Origin of the sequence: Acetobacter ghanensis (assembly GCF_001499675.1) — a bacterium.
Classification (GTDB): Bacteria; Pseudomonadota; Alphaproteobacteria; order Acetobacterales; family Acetobacteraceae; genus Acetobacter; species Acetobacter ghanensis.
In genome coordinates this window covers 1775804-1794952 of sequence record NZ_LN609302.1, presented here as the reverse complement: position 1 = coordinate 1794952, position 19149 = coordinate 1775804, and the positions used below count along the sequence as shown (strand labels likewise).

The 19149-nt window shown below is 50.8% G+C and carries 16 protein-coding genes; 10 read left to right on the top strand and 6 right to left on the bottom strand.

Translation table 11 applies throughout. The annotated features are described in order from the left end of the window. Window positions 1-2 precede the first annotated feature (2 nt). Window positions 3-1751: a Na+/H+ antiporter gene (locus AGA_RS08570; RefSeq protein ID WP_172793732.1), complete on the bottom strand. Its 1749-nt coding sequence runs from the start codon at window positions 1749-1751 to the stop codon at window positions 3-5. A 459-nt stretch (window positions 1752-2210) separates the two neighbouring features. On the opposite strand from AGA_RS08570, the gene sodC reads away from it, so the two are divergent. From sodC to AGA_RS08540, 6 genes are all read left to right on the top strand, one after another. After that, window positions 2211-2744: a superoxide dismutase[Cu-Zn] gene (gene sodC / locus AGA_RS08565; protein ID WP_059023871.1), complete on the top strand. Its 534-nt coding sequence runs from the start codon at window positions 2211-2213 to the stop codon at window positions 2742-2744. A 202-nt stretch (window positions 2745-2946) separates the two neighbouring features. Next, the gene (locus AGA_RS08560) at window positions 2947-3975 is read left to right on the top strand and encodes an MYG1 family protein (RefSeq protein ID WP_059023870.1); all 1029 of its coding nucleotides are present in this window, start codon (window positions 2947-2949) and stop codon (window positions 3973-3975) included. A gap of 271 nt (window positions 3976-4246) precedes the next feature. After that, a complete protein-coding gene (locus tag AGA_RS08555) occupies window positions 4247-5020 on the top strand; it encodes an MBL fold metallo-hydrolase (protein WP_231945755.1) in 774 nt (257 codons plus the stop codon). Between the two features lie 280 nt (window positions 5021-5300). Beyond that, window positions 5301-5510: a hypothetical protein gene (locus AGA_RS08550; protein WP_059023868.1), complete on the top strand. Its 210-nt coding sequence runs from the start codon at window positions 5301-5303 to the stop codon at window positions 5508-5510. A gap of 218 nt (window positions 5511-5728) precedes the next feature. Next, on the top strand, window positions 5729-7399 hold the full coding sequence (locus AGA_RS08545; RefSeq protein WP_059023867.1) for an OprO/OprP family phosphate-selective porin: 1671 nt from the start codon (window positions 5729-5731) through the stop codon (window positions 7397-7399). 28 nt (window positions 7400-7427) lie between these two features. Continuing rightward, entirely contained in the window at window positions 7428-8462 is a 1035-nt protein-coding gene (locus tag AGA_RS08540) for a sulfate ABC transporter substrate-binding protein (RefSeq protein ID WP_059023866.1), read from the top strand. 49 nt (window positions 8463-8511) lie between these two features. Here the strand turns inward: AGA_RS08540 and AGA_RS08535 are convergent, their stop codons facing one another. From AGA_RS08535 to AGA_RS08520, 4 genes are all read right to left on the bottom strand, one after another. After that, on the bottom strand, window positions 8512-9798 hold the full coding sequence (locus tag AGA_RS08535; RefSeq protein ID WP_373319914.1) for a lactonase family protein: 1287 nt from the start codon (window positions 9796-9798) through the stop codon (window positions 8512-8514). A gap of 127 nt (window positions 9799-9925) precedes the next feature. Next, entirely contained in the window at window positions 9926-10576 is a 651-nt protein-coding gene (locus AGA_RS08530; RefSeq protein ID WP_197556472.1) for a peroxiredoxin, read from the bottom strand. Between the two features lie 64 nt (window positions 10577-10640). Continuing rightward, window positions 10641-11654, bottom strand: coding sequence for an alpha-E domain-containing protein (locus AGA_RS08525; RefSeq protein WP_059024774.1), 1014 nt, complete (start codon window positions 11652-11654; stop codon window positions 10641-10643). Continuing rightward, complete coding sequence (locus AGA_RS08520) at window positions 11654-13126, bottom strand: circularly permuted type 2 ATP-grasp protein (protein WP_059023863.1); 1473 nt, start codon at window positions 13124-13126, stop codon at window positions 11654-11656. Before AGA_RS08520 ends, AGA_RS08525 begins: the two co-directional genes overlap by 1 nt. Window positions 13127-13373: 247 nt before the next feature. Between AGA_RS08520 and AGA_RS08515 the strand changes: the two genes are divergently transcribed. Then, the gene (locus AGA_RS08515; RefSeq protein WP_059023862.1) at window positions 13374-14213 is read left to right on the top strand and encodes a transglutaminase family protein; all 840 of its coding nucleotides are present in this window, start codon (window positions 13374-13376) and stop codon (window positions 14211-14213) included. Between the two features lie 49 nt (window positions 14214-14262). After that, window positions 14263-15336 (top strand): zinc-binding metallopeptidase family protein, encoded by a 1074-nt coding sequence (locus AGA_RS08510; protein ID WP_059023861.1) that lies wholly within the window; start codon window positions 14263-14265, stop codon window positions 15334-15336. Between the two features lie 9 nt (window positions 15337-15345). Here AGA_RS08510 and AGA_RS08505 read toward each other — a convergent pair whose 3' ends face one another. After that, window positions 15346-16980, bottom strand: coding sequence for an ABC transporter substrate-binding protein (locus AGA_RS08505; protein WP_231945754.1), 1635 nt, complete (start codon window positions 16978-16980; stop codon window positions 15346-15348). 234 nt (window positions 16981-17214) lie between these two features. Between AGA_RS08505 and AGA_RS08500 the strand changes: the two genes are divergently transcribed. Together AGA_RS08500 and guaB are read left to right on the top strand one after the other, a co-directional pair. Next, complete coding sequence (locus AGA_RS08500) at window positions 17215-17424, top strand: hypothetical protein (protein ID WP_059023860.1); 210 nt, start codon at window positions 17215-17217, stop codon at window positions 17422-17424. A 237-nt stretch (window positions 17425-17661) separates the two neighbouring features. Further along, on the top strand, window positions 17662-19140 hold the full coding sequence (guaB, locus tag AGA_RS08495; RefSeq protein WP_059023859.1) for an IMP dehydrogenase: 1479 nt from the start codon (window positions 17662-17664) through the stop codon (window positions 19138-19140). Window positions 19141-19149: the final 9 nt, after the last annotated feature.

Sequence of the window (19149 nt, the reverse complement as noted above, 5' to 3'; positions counted from 1 at the left end):
CATTAGCCCGTATAAAATAACGGGCTGGTATTTTTGGGTTCGTCGGTATGGTCCAGTCGTCGTGGCAAAGCGCGGGCGCTACCAGACAGCACGGTTTCTTCCAGATCGAGGTCTCGGAGCAATAGCCTTTCAGTCTCATCGCTCACTAGCCCTTCATAACGCATACGCACCAAGGCTTTGCGCTCCATACGTAATAAATGGAGGCGCAAGGCTGCTTCAAACCGGCGTCTAGCCAAAGCCAAATCCTGATGCGCCATATCTTTACCTTGCGTCGTGGCGTCCTTGTGTCGTTCTTCAGACGTGTCCTCCAGCAACCGCAGCCGAAAACGGTATTCCGCAATAAGGGCGGCTGTGACTTCGGCACGTTGTTGCGCAACACCTTCGTCCATATGCTTGGTAACCAGAGTAGATTGGCGTTCCATTTCAGCAATGGCTTCCAACACCAGCAGGCGGCGGACCTCGTCTGCTTCCCTGTCTATCGGGTTACTTCCTTCATGCCGAAGGGTGCGGCTGAGTGCTGGTAATAAAAGTGCTGCGGTCAGAAGAGAAGTAATGATGACCCCCGCAGCAAAAGTTACAAGCAGATCCCTCATGGGAAACTCTGGAAGTGCGCCGTCGGCAATGGGGAGTGAGAGAATACCGGCTAATGTAACAGCGCCCCTTACACCACCTATGGTCATGGCCGTGGCTTCCAACAACGACACTTTGATGGCCGTAAGGCGGCGGGCTTTTGCTATGATGTAGCGCGACCAGTTGACCAAAAAGATCCAGACCAGCCGGAGCAATAGTAAAACAGCTGTTAGCAATACAATCGTGCCTATAAGTGACCATGTGCTATCACCCGCCTGATTGGCAATGGAGACACCCTGTTCCGCTATATCTGGCAGTTGTAACCCCAGAAGCAGGAACACCAACCCATTGAAAACAAAAGTAATCATCTCCCACACAGCACTGCCTCGCAGACGGGTGGCTGTCTGTGCTGAACCAAATACACGACTTTGATTCAGGCTTAATCCGGCACTCACGGCTGCAAGTATGCCTGAAACTTCCAGATATTCTGCCAGAAGGTAAGCAGAAAATGGTAGAAGGGTCATAAGCGTAATTTGTGTAGTTGGCTCGTCAAAACCATGACGGGAAAGAATGCGATTCACAAAATTGAAGCTAAACGTCAGGCATGTTCCAACAAGAATACCTCCGATGGAAACCATCACGAACCCTAAAGAGACCTGCGTGATTGAAAATGTGCCCGTTAACGTGGCAGCCACTGCAAACTTGAAACAGACGAGGCCGGAAGCATCATTCAGCAAGGCTTCGCCTTGAAGAACATGTAAAAATCTTCGGGGAACACGTTCTTCATCTATCATGCCGCCAACAGCGACGGCATCAGTAGGTGAAAGAATGGCAGCCAACGCAAAAGCAGCTGCCAGTGGCACCATAGGCAGTAACCAATGAATAAAGTAACCGCCGATAACAGTGCTAAAAATGACCAGCCCGACTGCCAGCAACAGAATGGGCCAACGCAATGCACGAAAATCGCGCAGCGGAATAAGATACGCATCTGAAAAAAGAAGAGGAGGAATAAACAGCAGAAGAAAGGTATCTGGCTCAAAATCTATACTAAGGCCAAGAAGTGAAGCAACCACACCGCCAGCAATCAAGAGGAGCGGCAATGGTAGCCGCAACAGACCTGCAACCGGTCCTGATACGGCTGTTATAAGGAGCAATAGTAGAACAACTGATGTCGTATGCATTATCTGGACCGGCCACCCTGTTCTTTCTTTATTAGGCGATCTTCTTGATAAAACCCCTGCCTGTCCACAAAATTCGAATACAGTCCTACGTCCGTGTAGGTTCTTCATTAGGGTTTCATCACTGACTTTATCAGAAGAACAGTATGATGCGCTCTAGCTCACAATGTTGTGTGCACGTTCTGTTTGCGCGGTTCCAAGGCATCTGGTTTCTTGGTTGGGAACGGTGAAACCGATGCGTGATAAAGCGCGTTTACGCAGCAGTATTGTGCGTGAATAGTAAACAGCATCCGGTTTGCGAAAATATTTTCTGGTTTATCCAAGAGGCAACGATGAGCACACTACATGGGGCCATGGCCTTGTTTATGTGGGAATAAAGCCTCTAAGCTCATATGCTTATGCCATCTTTGTTCTGGCGTGGTAGGCGTATGGTCATCATTTTTGTCTGAAAGGACGTGCAGAGTGGTTAGAGTTCGTTCGGGGCGTTTTGCTCTTTTCGCGTGTGCGGTAGCCTTACTGCCATCACTGGCTTATGCGGCCGACACGGCCGCAGGCACTCTGGTGGGTACAGACGGTGCGCCACATGGCTCCATTCAAGTCACAGATGCTCCAAAAGGTGTTCTATTGCGGGTGGAAGCAAAGGGGTTAACCCCTGGCTGGCATGGGATGCACTTCCACGATAAAGGAAGTTGCGAGGCACCGAAGTTCACCAGTGCGGGACCGCATGTTCATGCTACAACTCCAGTCTTACATGGCTTGTTGAATTCCAATGCCAATGATGATGGGGACCTGCCTAACATCTTTGTCGCTGCTGATGGCACCGCCACAGTGGAACTTTATTCCTCTCTGGTAGCATTGAACACCAGCAAAGAACGTCCGGCCCTTCTGGATTCCGATGGTTCCGCCCTTGTTATTCATGCACACCCTGATGATTATCAGAGCCAACCTATTGGTGGGGCAGGAGACCGAGTGGCCTGTGCTGTTATCAAGCCATAAGGCCAGCATAGCTGCTCGCCACCACCCACCATGCGATTATCATGGTGGGTGGTGGCAGTGGGCTCTTTAAGAAGCAACCAAACCCATTAAAGCCAAATATATGCAGAATATTATGATGAAGCCGGTTGTCTGATACCGGGCTGTGCGGCATGAGAAGGCTTATAAATTCTTACCCTTCACAGTCTGCATCAGGTCTTAAGCAATGCCAGAACATACCCCTATTGGTCTCGGTCATGAGGCAACAACAACGACAGCATTAACCCATTCAGGCAACTTTCATCTTGATGAAACACTGGGTTATGTCGTGCTGCATTACGCACTTACACCAATGGGGGACTTGCGGGCCCGTATTCTGGGGGATGTGCCGGATGATTGCCTGAAATTCCAGCGGTCCCGCGACCCCGAAAAAATTCAGGCTGCAGATATCGTATTTGATGTTGGTGGTATCTATGACCCGCCCAAGGGGCGCTATGACCACCATATGAAGAACAAGCCCCTGCGCGAAGACGGCACCCCATACAGCGCAGCGGGACTGCTCTGGAAAGATTATGGTAAAGCAGCCATCCGCAATCTGGTTAGAACGCAGGTTGATGACGCAACAATAGCCGCAATCTGGCAGAGCATAGACAAATCTCTGGTTATTCCCATCGATCAGGATGACAACGGTGTTGCCAAAATGGGCAAGCTCTCGCTGGCCGATATCGTGTCTGCGTGTAGCCCACCATGGGATACAGCCGAACTCCACGGTCCTGAAGAGGCTAAGCGGCGCGAGACACTGGGCTTTGCCAATGCGGCCACTGCTGTTGCATCCCACTTGGTCAACACTGTTGACCGCGTTCGTGCCAGCCTGAAAGCGACAGATCGTGTTCTGGCGGCCTACGAAAACGCTGAAGATAAACGTATTCTGGTCATGGACACAGGGATGCCAACCGAAAAAGTTATTTTCGAGCATGATTTGCCTGTTATTTACGTTGTCTCCCCAACAGGAAGTGGGCAGTGGAACGTCAAAGCCATTCCGCCTGAACGGGGTGCTTTTGGCCAACGTATTTCCTTGCCGGAAGCATGGGGCGGGCTTGATGGCAAAGCTCTGGCCGAGGTGTCTGGCATTCCAGATGCAATTTTTGCGCATCCTGCGCGGTTTATTTGTGGAGCAGCCAGCAGGGAAGGGGCATTGGCAATGGCTCGTCGTGCATTGGAAATTGATGCAGCGTTAAAATCGCAGCAGAACTGACCATTATATAGCGATATCAGGTCTGGCTTAATCTCCAGATCTGGTCGCATAAGCTATACTGTGCGCTATGACCCGTAACCGTTATTATACAGGCCCTTCCTCCGACCATTTTGACGGAGTACGTTTTTTTAATCCTGGGCAAAAGTCTACAGACCGTTCGTGGCGAGAGATATGGCGTTGGCGCCGTACATCCCACCCAGCACAGTGGCCTTCTTCTGTTTCGGTTAAAACAGCCGTGCCAGAGAAGCGTGTGGATACCATGCGTATTACCATGGTTGGGCACGCATCTTTGCTTATACAGGCCTCTGGCCTTAATATTCTTACCGATCCAGTCTGGTCAGAGCGGGCCAGTCCTTTTAGTTTCATCGGGCCTAAACGGGTCACCCCGCCGGGAATAGCTTTTGAAGACCTCCCACCGATTGATGTCGTTCTTATAAGCCATAATCACTACGACCATCTGGATATTCCGACGCTCAAACGTTTGCAAAGCGCCCATCACCCCTTCATGGTCATGCCTTTGGGGAATGACACCATAATCAGAAAAGCAGTTCCACATGCTCGTATCCTTGCTGGGGACTGGTATGAACGGTTCGCAATTTTTCCAAACTTCAATGTAACGCTTACGCCCGCATGGCATTGGTCTGCTCGTGGCTTACTTGACCGCCGCATGGCGTTGTGGGCTGGTTTCTGGCTGGATTTTCCCCATAAAAAACTCTGGTTTGCGGGGGACACAGCTTATGGCGATGGTGCACTGTTTCGCACCCTGTATGCCCGGCACGGCGCTCCAGATGTTGCGCTAATTCCCATAGGGGCATACGAACCGCGCTGGTTTATGGCGGATCAGCATATCAATCCACATGAATCTGTGTGTATTTATCAAGACATGCATATCAAGCAGGCGCTAGGAATTCATTGGGGAACATTTCAGCTAACTGATGAGGCTATTCTGGCCCCTCAGAAAGCTCTGCAAGCCGCACTTTTATCGGCTAAAATAAGCACAGCCTGCTTTCAGGCTGCCGAACCAGGGAAGAGCTATGACTATTGAAAAGGTAGGCGGCAGGCCTAGCCTACATACTTAAATAACATAATTTATCGTGATATAAAAAAAGAACGATTTTTGAAATTATATAATTGACTGGCGTGGAAATATGGGTGATACGAAATCACACGTTAAATGCGTGACACACAAGGAGCATACAGGATGCAGAACCCGTCTGGTCGAATGTGTCGGCTTGTCCGATGTCGTGAAGCAGAAAATACCTAATCTCTGACCAGTCGGTTTTGATTACCTTCTGGGTCAGTTACTGCCTGGAAGGATTAAAGTCATGTTTGAATCCCGTATTATTGAAATCAATGGCACATTCGTAGGCGCGATTATTCTTGAAGAAGATCGCCAGACCCGCCGTTTTTATGCTGCGCATGAAAGCGTTCAAAGCCTGCATAACAAACGTTACCCCGATGGGCAGGACCTGCGGACGTCTGTCATTAGAAAGTTTCAAACCACGTTTGCACAACACAATCAGAGTGTAATCTGACTGATATGAGCGGAATACAGGCTACCTTTAGGGTGTCTGTATTCATGCGCAATATTCTTCTTCCGTAATATTTTGTGTTTTAGATGAGCATTATCTACAAGGGTGGGTGATGATGTGTTTACTGCGGACTAAATGATGCGTTTCCAAAACAAGATATAATCTGTTTTGTGGAAAATAAGTAATAAAAATATACAGTTTTTAAGTTTTTGGGGGAACTTATGGCGGTGTCTGTTCGGGCAAGTGTTCTGTTAACAACAACAGTTTCGAGCCTTTTTTTTCCATTTATGGCGAATGCAGCATCTTCGGATGCTGAAAATGCTGCATTGCGGCGGGAAATTGCCGAAATGCACCGTGAGATGATGGGGGAAATCCGCCGCCTTCAGGCTCGGGTGGATAAGTATGAGCATGTCGCAATACAGCAAAACCACAAAGTGTTGCGGTCGCATCATACCCTAACGGCAGGTGGCGCGGACGAACCTCAACCTGTATTCCGGGAGGACCCGGTTGTCCCTGTAAACCACGGGCCACGCAGTGCCAGTGATAGTCGGATTGCACTGCCCGAAGGTCCGGTTCAATCGTGGAGTTCGTTCAAGGCAGCGACAGCCAAGGACGAAAACGTTGATATTGGTGGAATCAAGATTGGTTTCCCCAAAGGCCGGCCGACAATCGCATCGGATGATAAAGCCTATGCTTTCTCCATAGGTCTGCTGGCACAGGAAGACTTTGGCGGATTTATGGGAGTTGGTCAGCGTGGAAACGAAGCAGCTGGCAACTTTAATAAGTTCACCCAAAACGCACGCCGTCTGCGGCTTTATCTTTCATGGCGTTATAAAGACTGGGTCGTAAACGTAACGCCCGACTTTGGCAACAGTAACAATGACGGTGCAGTGGGTCTGTTTGAAGCAAACCTTAATTACACAGGCCTGCATAACACGACGTTGACAATCGGTTACTTCCAACCCCGTATGGAAGAAGAAAGTGCTGAACGTTCTGGGGCTTTTGAATTTTTGGAACGTCCAACCATTGTTGATCTGGTGCGTAATATTGCAGGTGGGGTTGCGCGCTTTAGCATTGGCGGTGAACACTACGAAAAACGCTGGTTGGTATCCGGGTATTTTACCGGACAGAAGTTTGGTGATCGCAACACGGATTCAAGCATAGTCGATAGCCAAACTGGTGCTGTATTCCGGGCTACGGGCCGCCCTTATGTCTCCAAAGATATTGATGTGCATGTCGGGGTCGGCGCGACTACAGCTTTCAAGGTCAACGAATCTTCCAAAGGGCGGCAATATACCTTTAGTGACAACATGGAAATTCCTTTGGGCGAGACCAAGCTGTTAACGTCTGGCGCATTGACCAACATTGCGCAGATCTGGGCGGCAGGCCCACAGCTTGCTTTCCGTTACAAGAGCTTCCTACTTAAAGGTGAATATTACCACATTGGTGTGCAGCACGATAATGTCGCTTCAAGCATTAACGCGCCATCCATTGGTTTTGATGGCTGGTATGTAGCGGCCAACTATACACTTCTGGGTCATGCGCGCGCTTATAATGAAAAAATTGGCGCGTTTACAACGCCGGGTGTTGAATATGACTTTGACCCCTCCAAAGGTCACTGGGGAGCTCTGGAAATCAGCGGACGTTGGAGTGTGACGGATCTTCGCACTTCAGGCACAACAACAATGGCATCAACAGGCATCAAAGAAAACGGTGAAACCGGAGACAAGCAGACTGTCTGGCAGGGCGGTGTTAACTGGTACCCCAATCAACACATCAAGGTCATGCTTGATTACGCTCACTTCAGCGTTTCCAGCTATAACGGCATGAGCGCTGATCTGTTGGGGCGGAGTGGCAATGCTGTTGTTGGTCGTGTTCAGGCCGCATTCTAATCTGACTGCATTATTAAGGAACAAGCCTATGAAACATGAAAGCTTTTCTAATATCCGTCGCGCTGTTCTCAAGGTTACCGGTCTATTGGGGGTGTCGCTTCTGGTAGGGCTTCAGGCTTCGGCTGGGCACGCTGAGTCCTACCATCTTCTCAACGTCTCTTATGACCCCACTCGTGAACTTTACGCTGATGTTAACAAGGCTTTTGCAGCGACGTGGCACAAAGATCATCCGGAAGATACGGTTAGCGTCAAATCGGCACATGGCGGTTCGGGAGCACAGGCGCGGTCGGTGCTAGAAGGTGCACCGGCGGATGTTGTAACGCTTGGATTGGCTTACGATGTTGATCTGCTGGCGCAGCATGGTTTGATCGCGGAGAACTGGCAGAGCCGGTTGCCTCATAACGCCACACCTTATACCAGTACCATTGTTTTCCTCGTCCGGAAGGGGAACCCAAAAAACATTCATGACTGGCCCGATCTGATCCGCGACGGTGTGCAGGTTATTACTCCCAACCCTAAAACATCCGGTGGCGCACGCTGGAATTATCTGGCGGCTTGGGGGTGGGCACTCCACCAGAAAGGGGGCACACCCGAGACGGCAAAAGCCTACCTCAAAGAGCTGTTCAAACATGTGCCTGTGCTGGATACGGGGGCTCGCGGTGCTACAAACAGTTTTGTACAGCGTAATTTGGGCGATGTTTTGCTGGCATGGGAGGATGAAGCTCTGCTAGCCACACGCGACATTGGGCCAGACCAGTTTGATATTGTTGTGCCGTCCCAGACCATTCTGGCAGAACCGCCAGCATCTTTGGTTGATAAAAATGTTAAGGCGCATGGTACTGAAAAAGTAGCTCAGGCATATCTGGACTTTTTGTTTACAACAGAAGGGCAGAAAATAGGCGCCAGACATTATTTCCGCCCTGTTGATCCGGCCGTTTTGGCAGAAAACAAAGCACTCTTTCCTCAAGTGGATACATTTGATGTGCAGAGTTTAGGTGGGTGGACCAAGCTGCAAAAAGAGCATTTTTCTGACGGTGGAATTTTTGATGGTCTTTATAAATAAAGGGAAAAACCGCGCTGCACTTAAACATGCAGCGCGGTTTTATGAGTAATTACACAGAATCAATTACAGTAAATGCAAAAGAAGTTGGTGTGCCGATTGGAACAAAGTTCCACGTAAAATCAAGCGTGCCGGTATCTGTGTTAACACGGAACGATGTAATGCTATCACTCCGCTGGTTAGCAATGAATACGAATTTACCCGACGGATCAAAGCTCAAGGCCCGTCCATAATCTGCATGTTCCCAAACTTCATCAAATAGCGTGATCGAACCATCATCATTGACCTTAAAACAGGCAATAGCGTTCCCTAATCTATTGGTAACGTAGAGAAATTTTCCTGTTGGATGAAGAATGATCTCGGCCGCCAAAGTACTGCCACGGAACTGAGCCGTAACAGTTGAGGCTGTTTGTTTAACCTGCATGGCCCCAGTTTGCGGATCGTAGTCAGCTACAACCACGCGTGAATCCTGCTCACCCAGAATATAAATGACTTTACCATCATGGCTAAAGCAGAAGTGACGAGGGGCGGAACCCGGTTCCATAGTCAGCCAAGGTTTTTCTGCTGGTTTTAATGTGCCGTTTTCCTCATCAAACAGCCATACATACACACGGTCCAGACCCGCATCGCAAGCGAGCACAAATTTCCCACTTACGTCAGATTGCACCATATGTACATGGGCCCCAGAATGGTCACTGACTGCATAATTACCAGGTGGGTTGTCTGTCGCCCTTTCTGGCATTTTGGGGCCTGTGTTATGTATAAGGTCCGTCAGCAACCCTAGGCTCCCATCCTCCTGAATGCGTATGACAGCGGCGCTGCCACCAGTGTAATTCGCTACAAACAGATATTTCCCAGATGGATGAACACTGAGATGAGCGGGATCAGCGCCACCACTGCTGACAACGTTCAGTCGCGTTAGGACCCCGGTGCGACGATCAAGCTTGAAGGCTGTGACCGACCCCGTATGTCCACCCTCAAAATCGCTTATTTCGTTAACCGTGTATAAGTAATTCTGGTCGGACGATAGTGTAAGAAACGATGGGTTATCCGCGGGCGTCACTTGGCCCAACTGCGTTAAGATACCACTTTTGGGGTTCATCTCAAAAAGAGTAATGCCCGCAGCATTACTTTCCGCTGGCCCAGAGCGGGTGTACCCTCCCACATAACACAGGATACGTGGCCCCGATTTGTTGGCAGCCTTTTCTGGATTAGCCTTTGGCAGTGCCGCTTTGGGAATGGGCGCGGGAGGGGGAGCGGTGTCCCCCAAAGCTTTATTAATCGGGGATGCCAGACCAATCCCGACGAGAGAAAAGCCAAAGAGCCGCCGGCCGAACATTTTTTGTTTGTGGTTCATGCTCCAGATATTACGGATTCATGAAAACTTTTCAAATATAAATCATCAGGGTTTACGCGTTACGCAGGCATCAACTAGCTTGCAGAAGCATAAATGAATTCTAATTAATTTACTTTCTACTCTCTTCTTGTATTTTACCCTTTTGCCAATTTTTTAAAGACTCAAGCGTTTTGGTAACGTGTTGTTCCGGGTCATTACCCGTAAAGCTGAACAGAATAGTTCCGTCTGGCGCAATGACATAGGACGTGCGTTGAGAAAGGAGGGTCTGATGGTCAGTGTTCACGGAATGATACAGGATTGCAGTTAATGCACCCGGGTCTGCCAGAACAGCAAAACGGTCCCGACATTCCACCTTGGAAAATTCAGCAACCCTATCCATGTTCCCAGCGGTTATCCCAACAAGGGTAGCGCCTTCTGACTGAAACTGGTCAGCCGCATCTGCAAAATCATGCGCTTCCTGCGTGCAGCCCGGTGTAAAGGCCGCTGGGAAAAAATAAAGCACGACCGGGCCTTTAGCGAGGGCCGCTTTAAGAGAAAAAAGGATTGGCTTGCCCGCAAGAGCGCCATGCAATGTAAAATCCGGGGCATTGGCACCTTGCGACAAAGCCGCGTGTGCAGGGTTACAGGTCAACTGAACACCAGCACAAAATGGCACAGCGAGTAAGGAGAGCAGGAGCCCTTTTGAAACCCTACTTTTTCTGATCATTTTGCGCCTCGAATGCTGAAAAGTTGATGCCCTTTGATAACTGGTAAGCAGCATAAGAGGTTATGATGCCCCTGAAAACCGATTTTTATCGGTTGCACTGACCGTGGAACCGGCCTCTTTAGCTCTGCTCCTGTCTGACTACGCTCTCTGATGGGCTTTCCTGATAAATTGCAACTGGCCAAAACGTTGCTGCAATGGCGTTCTGTAAATGTCTGAGCTGGCCCTGTATCCAGTCCATATAATCATGCAACCCACGAATAATGATCTCTTCAGCTGTCTGATCCAGCAAGCTAGCCCGTAATTCAGCAACACATTCCAGAAGGGGCGCGCAGAGTTGGCGTAAATTCTCATGCGCCGCCAAGTGTGTCAGCGTCTCATCAATCTGACGTAAATTGATGCTGAGAGACCGTGGGAAGCCGTCATTTTTGAGCAAAAAGCCGACAATGTTGGCCGGGGTTAACGTGACAGGGCGCAATCGCCTGAATGCGTGATAAGCCGCAGCTGAACGCAGTACGGATGTCCACTGCGTCATATCAATTTCCGAACCGGGAACTTCCGCTCTAGGGAGCAGCATATGGTAACGAATGTCGATCAGGCGTGTAATCTGGTCACTCCGCTCGAGAGCCTTGCCGAGACGATAGAATAACCAAGCCTGATCGCGATAGAGCGTGCCCTCGGCTATGCCAAAATGGGCCTGGCAATCCTGTCGTACGCGTGTGCATAATTCAGCGAGGTTATGGGCTGACATATCCTCATTTTTGAGGTTCAGTATATTTCGGGAAAAGACATTGAGTTGCGTCCATAACTCAATGGAGACAAGAGGACGAACCGCACGCGCATTATCCCTGACCGCCTGAGCAAGCGAAACCAGAGAGCCGGGGTTACGTGTCTCCGTTACATAAAACGGCACAATTTCCCCATGTTGGGCATTGTTGTAAATCTGCTCGAATATGGCTTCATCCGAATTAATCGCCAGAATGGAATCCCATGCGGTCTGCCCTTCGGCATTACGCACAAAAGTTTCGGTCACTTCCAAAAGGCGGGCCAGATTTTCCATACGCTCCATATAGCGCGCGAGCCACATCATGCATTCTGCATAGCGGGAAAGAAGAGGAGTAGGGGAAACAATCATCATGACGCCATGACCCACGTATCTTTTGAACCACCACCCTGAGACGAATTAACGACCAGAGACCCTTTACGGAGTGCGACACGGGACAACCCTCCGGGCATAACCCATACAGACCGCCCCGTTACAGCAAACGGTCTAAGGTCCACATGTCGGGCCTCTATGGTATCCCCACAGAGCGTGGGGGTAACAGAAAGGCCAATGGTTGGCTGGCTGATGTAGTTCCCCGGATTACTCCGTAATTTCTGCCTGAACTCGTCCAACTGGGCAGGTGTTGCCTGCGGTCCTATCAACAGTCCATAACCACCAGATTCTCCCACTGGTTTGACCACAAGCTTGTCGAGGTTGGCCAAAGTATAAGCCAGTCCTTCTGGTTCGGCGCATATGTGTGTTTCCACACTCTCCAAAATAGGGTCTTCATCCAGATAATAACGGATAATGCGCGGCATATAGGCATAAATGGCCTTATCATCCGCAACGCCGGTACCCAATGCATTGGCCAGTGTAACATTCCCGCGCCGATAGGCTTCTATCAGCCCCGGCACGCCCAAAAGACTATCTGGGTTAAAAGCGAGCGGATCGAGGAACTCATCATTAAGACGCCGGTAGATGGAGTGAACAGGCTTAGGCCCCATAACGGTTCGCATGAACACCCTATGGTTCTCCACAAACAGGTCTTTACCTTCCACTAAAGGGACACCCATCTCGCGGGATAGAAAGACATGTTCAAAATAAGCGGAATTATAAATACCGGGAGAAAGCAGAACAATGCGTGGATCGTCCACACCTTGTGGCGCGACTTCGCACAATGCGCGATGGAGCCGCAGACCATAATCCTCCACGGATCTGATGGGCAACCCGGATGCCAGATCCGGCATGAGGCGAAGCATCATATGTCTGTTTTCTATGACATAGGAGACCCCTGAGGGGGTGCGAGCGTTATCTTCCAGTACCAGAAAACGCCCCTGCTGGTCGCGGATAAGGTCTGTGCCATTAATATGCACGTAAACACCGCCGGGCACGGCCAAACCAACCATAGCCTGACAGTAATTTGCATTTTTCAACACAAGTTCAGATGGTACAACACCATCCTTTAGAATATGCTGCTCATGGTAAATATCGTGCAAAAAGAGGTTGATCGCCTGAATACGTTGCTGAACACCTCGTTCAATATGCTGCCATTCGCTGGCTGTAATGACGCGCGGAATAGCATCAAAAGGTAATATACGGTCGATCGCCTCTCGGTCTGTATAAACCGTAAAGGTAATGCCCATCCTGTACAGTTGTGCTTCCGCTGAATCTGTCCGCTTCTGAAGTTCCTGTATTTGTAAGGCAGACAGACGTTTTTTTATACATTCTACAAGTGGGGGATACGGCGCTTTACGATTCATGAGTTCGCAAAAAAAATCCGGGGTCTTGTAATCGTCCAACAATCCGTGGGTGGGGGAGGGGGCAAGGTGTAAAGCATTGGTCATAAAAGCCTCCCATCTGGCGGAGTGACCTTGGCTCGGAGCCGCCCTTCACGCCAAAACGTTTCGAATTCGTATTAACGGAGCAGGATTTTCAACGTTTGCCAAGCATAAAATGTGCGCTCATATTCTGCGGGTGCAAACACGTATGGGTTCCTTGCGTACATTGCACAGAATGCTATGATTTCGCGTCAATTTATTGTTATGATATGATAACAGTCTATGGCGGATAACCAGCAGGACCGTTTTATTTATGAGTTCATACGTAACGCTTTTGCACCGGACCTGTTACCGTTATGACCGCCCCGTCACCATGGGGCCGCAGACAATACGGCTACGCCCCATGGCTGGAAGCCGTACCCCCATTGAATCCTATGATCTGCACATTAAGCCAGAAGGTTTTAATCTGACATGGGAGCGTGATTGTTGTGGCAACGATGTTGCCTGTGTCGGCTTTCCCAGTCGGTTGACACATTTTGATATTGAGGTCTCGCTTGTAGCGGATATGACCGCTTATGACCCGCTGCGCCAGCCTCTCTTGATTGAGGGGCAGGACGGCGTTTTGCTGGATGATTATCTGGCTTGCCCTCCTTTGGGGCCAGAAATCGAAGAGTTTTTGGCATCTCACCCCATTTGCGCGACCGATGATGCGTTAAAGAACATGTTGGCGCTCAACGGCGCCATTGCCAAAACAATCAGCTATCAGCGGCGGATGGAACCGGGGGTATGGTCCCCGGAAGAAACATTGAGGAATGCCGCCGGTTCCTGTCGGGACAGCGCATGGCTGCTTGTTAATCTAGCGCGAAAACTGGGCTATGCCGCCCGTTTTGTCTCAGGGTATCTTATTCAGAGTGCAACCACATCCAATGGTGAAGATGTGTTGACCGGTGATTTACACGCATGGACGCAGATTTTCATACCAGAACGCGGGTGGTTGGGGTTTGATACAACTTCAGGCCGCCTGACAGGCGAGGGACATATTCCCCTCGCTGTGGCAGCTAACCCGGAAAGCGCAGCACCTGTTTCTGGCCTACTGGATCGGTGTGAGGCGACTTTTAATGTTTCCATGCAGGTAGAGCGCCTGTTTACATGATACGCTGCAGCTAGGACCGGTCACGCTGAATACGGGAAGGAAGTGCAGGATGAAACGCTTTACCTGCCAGTCCTGTGGGCAGTTACTCCATTTTGAAGATGCGCGATGCGATCAATGCAAAGCCCCTTTGGGCTATATGCCAGAGCACGCCATTCTTTCTGCTCTGGCTCCGCAAGGGGGAGGGTTATGGCGTCCTGTAAGAGGCTGCGGGAATACGGCGCTCCGCACTTTTTGCTCCAATCATGCCTACGATGTGTGCAACTGGCTTGTTCCCCCCACGGAAGAGCATTCTGACTTCTGTTTTGCGTGCCAGTTCAATCGGGTTATTCCCAACCTGAACATACCGGGGAATATGGAACGTTGGCGTAAGCTGGAAATTGCAAAACACCGTCTTTTTTATACTATTCTACGTTTAAAGCTGCCTATAAAAAATCGTCGGCAGGACCCGCAGGAAGGACTTGTATTCGATTTTCTAGATGATTCACCAGATGGCGCCGCTCCCATTATGACGGGCCATAGCAACGGCGTGATTACAATAGCAACCAAAGAAGCCGATGATGCGTACAGAGAACGTATGCGCGTAGAAATGGGAGAGTATTACCGCACCCTATTAGGGCACTTCCGGCACGAGATTGGCCATTATTACTGGAACGTCCTTATTCGGGATGGTGGACGTCTGGAAAAATTCCGCGCCATATTTGGTGATGACCGTATGGATTATCAGGCGGCGTTACAACGGCACTATGCCCGCTTGCCACAAAACAACTGGCGAGAATACTACGTCAGCCTTTACGCTATGTCTCACCCTTGGGAAGATTTTGCGGAAACATGGGCGCATTACTTCCATATTGTCTCAACACTCGAAACCGCTTTGTCTTATGATATGACCATAGGCCCGATTGTTGATGGTCAGGCTACCCTGACACACAAAAGCGACCCTTACCTGCTTATGCCGTTTGATGACATTATAGCAGCATGGCTCCCCTTAACTTACGCAGTTAATAGTCTGAACAGATCCATGGGGTTGGCGGATTTTTACCCGTTTGTCATCACGGATGGTGTGCGGACCAAACTACGATTTATTCATGATACTGTAAGGGAAGTTCAGCAGGCAGCTTCATAAAGAGCCAGATCATTTTACCTGAATTTGTGAAAAGATAACTTCGTCATTCAAGGTTGTGATGATGTTTTTGACGCGCTTGGAAAACAAAACAACCCGTTGCGTTTGAGACAGAGGAACAAACGGGGCCTGTTTCATAATTTCTCTATCAACCTCTGCCCAAGTGTGGTTACTGGCCGCTCTATCGGTCAACGCCAGCATGGCCGCTTTATCCATAAGCTGATCAATTTTCGGGTCGCAAAACCCTGAATAATTGGGCGAGTTATCTGAATTTGGATGGAATGTCTGGCACGAGAACAATGTGCGCAAAAAGCTAGATGCAGATGGGTAGTCGGCATTCCACCCGGCCAATGCAATTTGAAAATGGTTTTGTGTATTCTGAATGTAGGTGAAGGCTATTGCCGGACTTATACTCCTTACTGTTGCCTTAAACCCCAACATTTGCAGCGTATTACGTATATCCTCGGCAGTTGCGCTTCCATGCTGTTCTGATGGGACAATAATGGTAACCTTTTGCCCCAGCATTCCACTTTCCTGCACCAGTTTCCGCGCTTCTTCCATATCCGGTTTAAGCCACTCTTTCATCGGGCGAAATGGAGACGCGCCTAACGTATAAAAACAGAATGGCTCATAACCCGGTGTGCCGCTGGGCAAAATCTGGCACAGGGGAGAGGCGACCGCAGGCCCACCCCGGTAAATGATCATTGCATGTCGGTTGACCGCATAATTCAAAGCCTGCCGGACTTTGAGGGATGTAAACGGCGCTTCATGGACATTCAACATGGCAAAATAGGAGAGAAGAGGCGTGTACATATGCACCTGTTCGGCATAACGGCTGCCTATTTCCCCCAATCTGTCCAAAGGAGCGTTTTCGTACATCCAGTCAGCCTGCCCATTTTCTACGGCCGTTACGGCAGATTCAGCATCCAGACCGAATGATACCCTAACTTCATCAGGATAAGCCGCTGGTTGAGCATCGTGCGACCATTCATGAAAATACGGATTACGCTCAAGCCTCAAAACCGAAGTCGGATCATACTCCGCTATGCGGTAAGGGCCTGTGCCAGCTATGGGCGTATTCCCCATATCGTGCGCTGGTGTGTCCGCTGGCAAAATGACGGAGTGCAACCATGCCAGCCTATCCAGAAATTCCGGGTCTGGTGCTGTGAGGTGGAAGACGATCTGCCTGGTCTCAGGGTCTGTTTCTATGCCACCCGCCAACGTGCATGTTCCCGGATTTTCCAGACAGGCCTGAGCACCAACAAGCGCGCCATAATACGGTCCAGCCGTTGGGCTCCCCACCTTGAAAAGGCGGCGGAATGAAGCGGCCACGTCCTCCACCCCTACGGGTTTGCCATTGGAAAAACGTAACCCCTTGCGCAGGGTCAGGCGATACGTGCGTCCATCATCCTCCGGCACAGGAACGGCTTCCACAAGATTGGGAATAACCGGCTGAGCCTGCGAGCCTGAAAATTTGGGGTACGTCAGCAGAGTGTCATAGACTGGCGTTTCAAACATTTTGGTCAGGGCAACGTAGGATATCTGCGGGTCGAGTGTGCCCGCATCACTTTGCGCAAGAACGCGCAGTGTGCCACCGACATGGGCACCAGATACATCATCCGTGGCCCATGCCTTCGGAGAGACCATAAAATGGAGCGTTGCCAGACTGAGCAGTAAACATGAAAGCCGATTGATCATGGCCAAAAGTATGGCGTGCTTTGTGCTCACGTTCAAACCGGAAAATGGAGCTGATCTTTCATGCAGAGCGAACGCCCATAGCGATGGGTACTAAAGAACAGCCACACGTCACAAAACGATCATACCCCAAGCCATTTTTAGCGGTGTAGAGTTGAGGCACAGCATGGGGGAGGGAGATCACGCATGTATGTTCATCAGGCAGCCCAGACCACGCAGGCAGAGACATCTGACCGCTGGCGTGAAGCCGTGCGCGAACGCTGGCGCGTTACTCTGTTGAGCGCATGGGAGCGCGACGCGGGAGCAGCAAATGGCATGATCGCCAGCCATGGCCAGAAAGTGATCTTCCTGCGCCCAAAAACGCGGCTGAACCGCAACCAGCCTAGTTGCAAGTAAGGCCCCGCATTATTGCCTCACGATTGTCAGATACCCCGGCACGCGTACGCCTGTCGGGCCTGACGTCATGCACCGCATCAAAAACACTTTTTAAAAAACATGCAGCATAATGGCGTTAAACGCTTGCGTTTACCCAGCCAAAGTCATAAGAGGAAGCGCCAAAGGTCGGGTGACCTATGGCATTGCTTGCTTCTGGGTTAACCCGCCACGTTGTAATTCAGCAAGGGTGCCCGCTGCATGACTTCCTCCCCGTACAGCCGCGTTACAGAAGCTCTGGCGTTTGACGATGTTCTTGTCGTTCCGGCTGCTTCCGATGTCGTGCCAGGTCAGACAATGGTGCGCACGCACCTGACGCGCTCCATCGAACTCAACATTCCTCTCATCTCCTCCGCCATGGATACGGTTACGGAAGAGCGCATGGCAATTGCCATGGCGCAACAGGGCGGCCTAGGTGTTATCCATAAGAACCTGAAGCCGGAAGAACAGGCGGAACATGTCCGCCGGGTCAAGCGCTTTGAATCCGGCATGGTCGTTAACCCTGTGACCGTTGGGCCAGACCAGACGCTGGCAGAAGTGCGCGAGATCATGCACCGCCACGGCATTAGCGGTCTGCCTGTGGTGCAGCCCGGCACGCAGAAGCTGGTCGGCATTCTCACCAACCGTGACGCCCGCTTTGCTGTTGATCCCAACCAGAAGGTCTCCGAACTGATGACCAAGGATCGTCTGGTCACAGTCAAAAATGGTGTGGACCGGGATACGGCCCGCCAGCTTCTGCATAAACATCGCATTGAAAAACTGCTGGTTGTGGACGATGCAGATCGCTGCGTCGGCATCATCACCGTCAAGGACATGGATAAGGCGGTTGCGCATCCTCTGGCTATCAAGGACAGCATGGGACGCCTCCGCTGCGCTGCTGCAACCGGTGTGGGGGAAGAAGGCTTCAGCCGCGCAAAACTGCTGATTGACGCAGGGGTGGACGTGCTGGTGGTCGATACGGCCCACGGACACTCCGCCGGGGTGCTAGCTGCGGTCGAACGCCTCAAGGCGCTGGATGATGAAATTCAGGTTGTGGCGGGGAACGTTGCCACGCCAGAAGCCGCACGGGCGCTCGTCTCGGCCGGTGCTGACTGTGTTAAAATCGGTATTGGTCCGGGTTCCATTTGCACAACCCGTATTGTTGCTGGTGTGGGCGTGCCGCAGTTCTCCGCTATTCTGGAAACATCCCTTGCCTGTAAGGAAATGGATGTGCCCTGCATTGCTGACGGTGGTATCCGCACCTCGGGCGATATTGTAAAAGCCATTGGGGCTGGCGCCGACGTGGTGATGATTGGCTCATTGCTGGCGGGCACGGAAGAAGCTCCCGGTGAGGTGTTCCTGTATCAGGGACGTTCCTACAAGTCCTACCGTGGCATGGGCAGCCTTGGCGCCATGGCGCGCGGTTCGGCTGACCGCTACTTCCAGCAGGAAGTCAAAGACGCACTCAAGCTGGTGCCGGAAGGGATTGAAGGCCGCGTGCCTTACAAAGGGAGCATGGCTGCCGTTATCCACCAGCTTGTCGGTGGGCTGAAAGCAGGCATGGGCTACACAGGCTCGCGCGAGATCAGCGACCTTCAGGTACGGGCCAAATTCCGCCGCATTACCGGGGCAGGCCTGCGAGAAAGCCACGTGCATGATGTTTCCATCACGCGTGAAGCCCCTAATTACCGTCAGGACTGATCTGCTTTT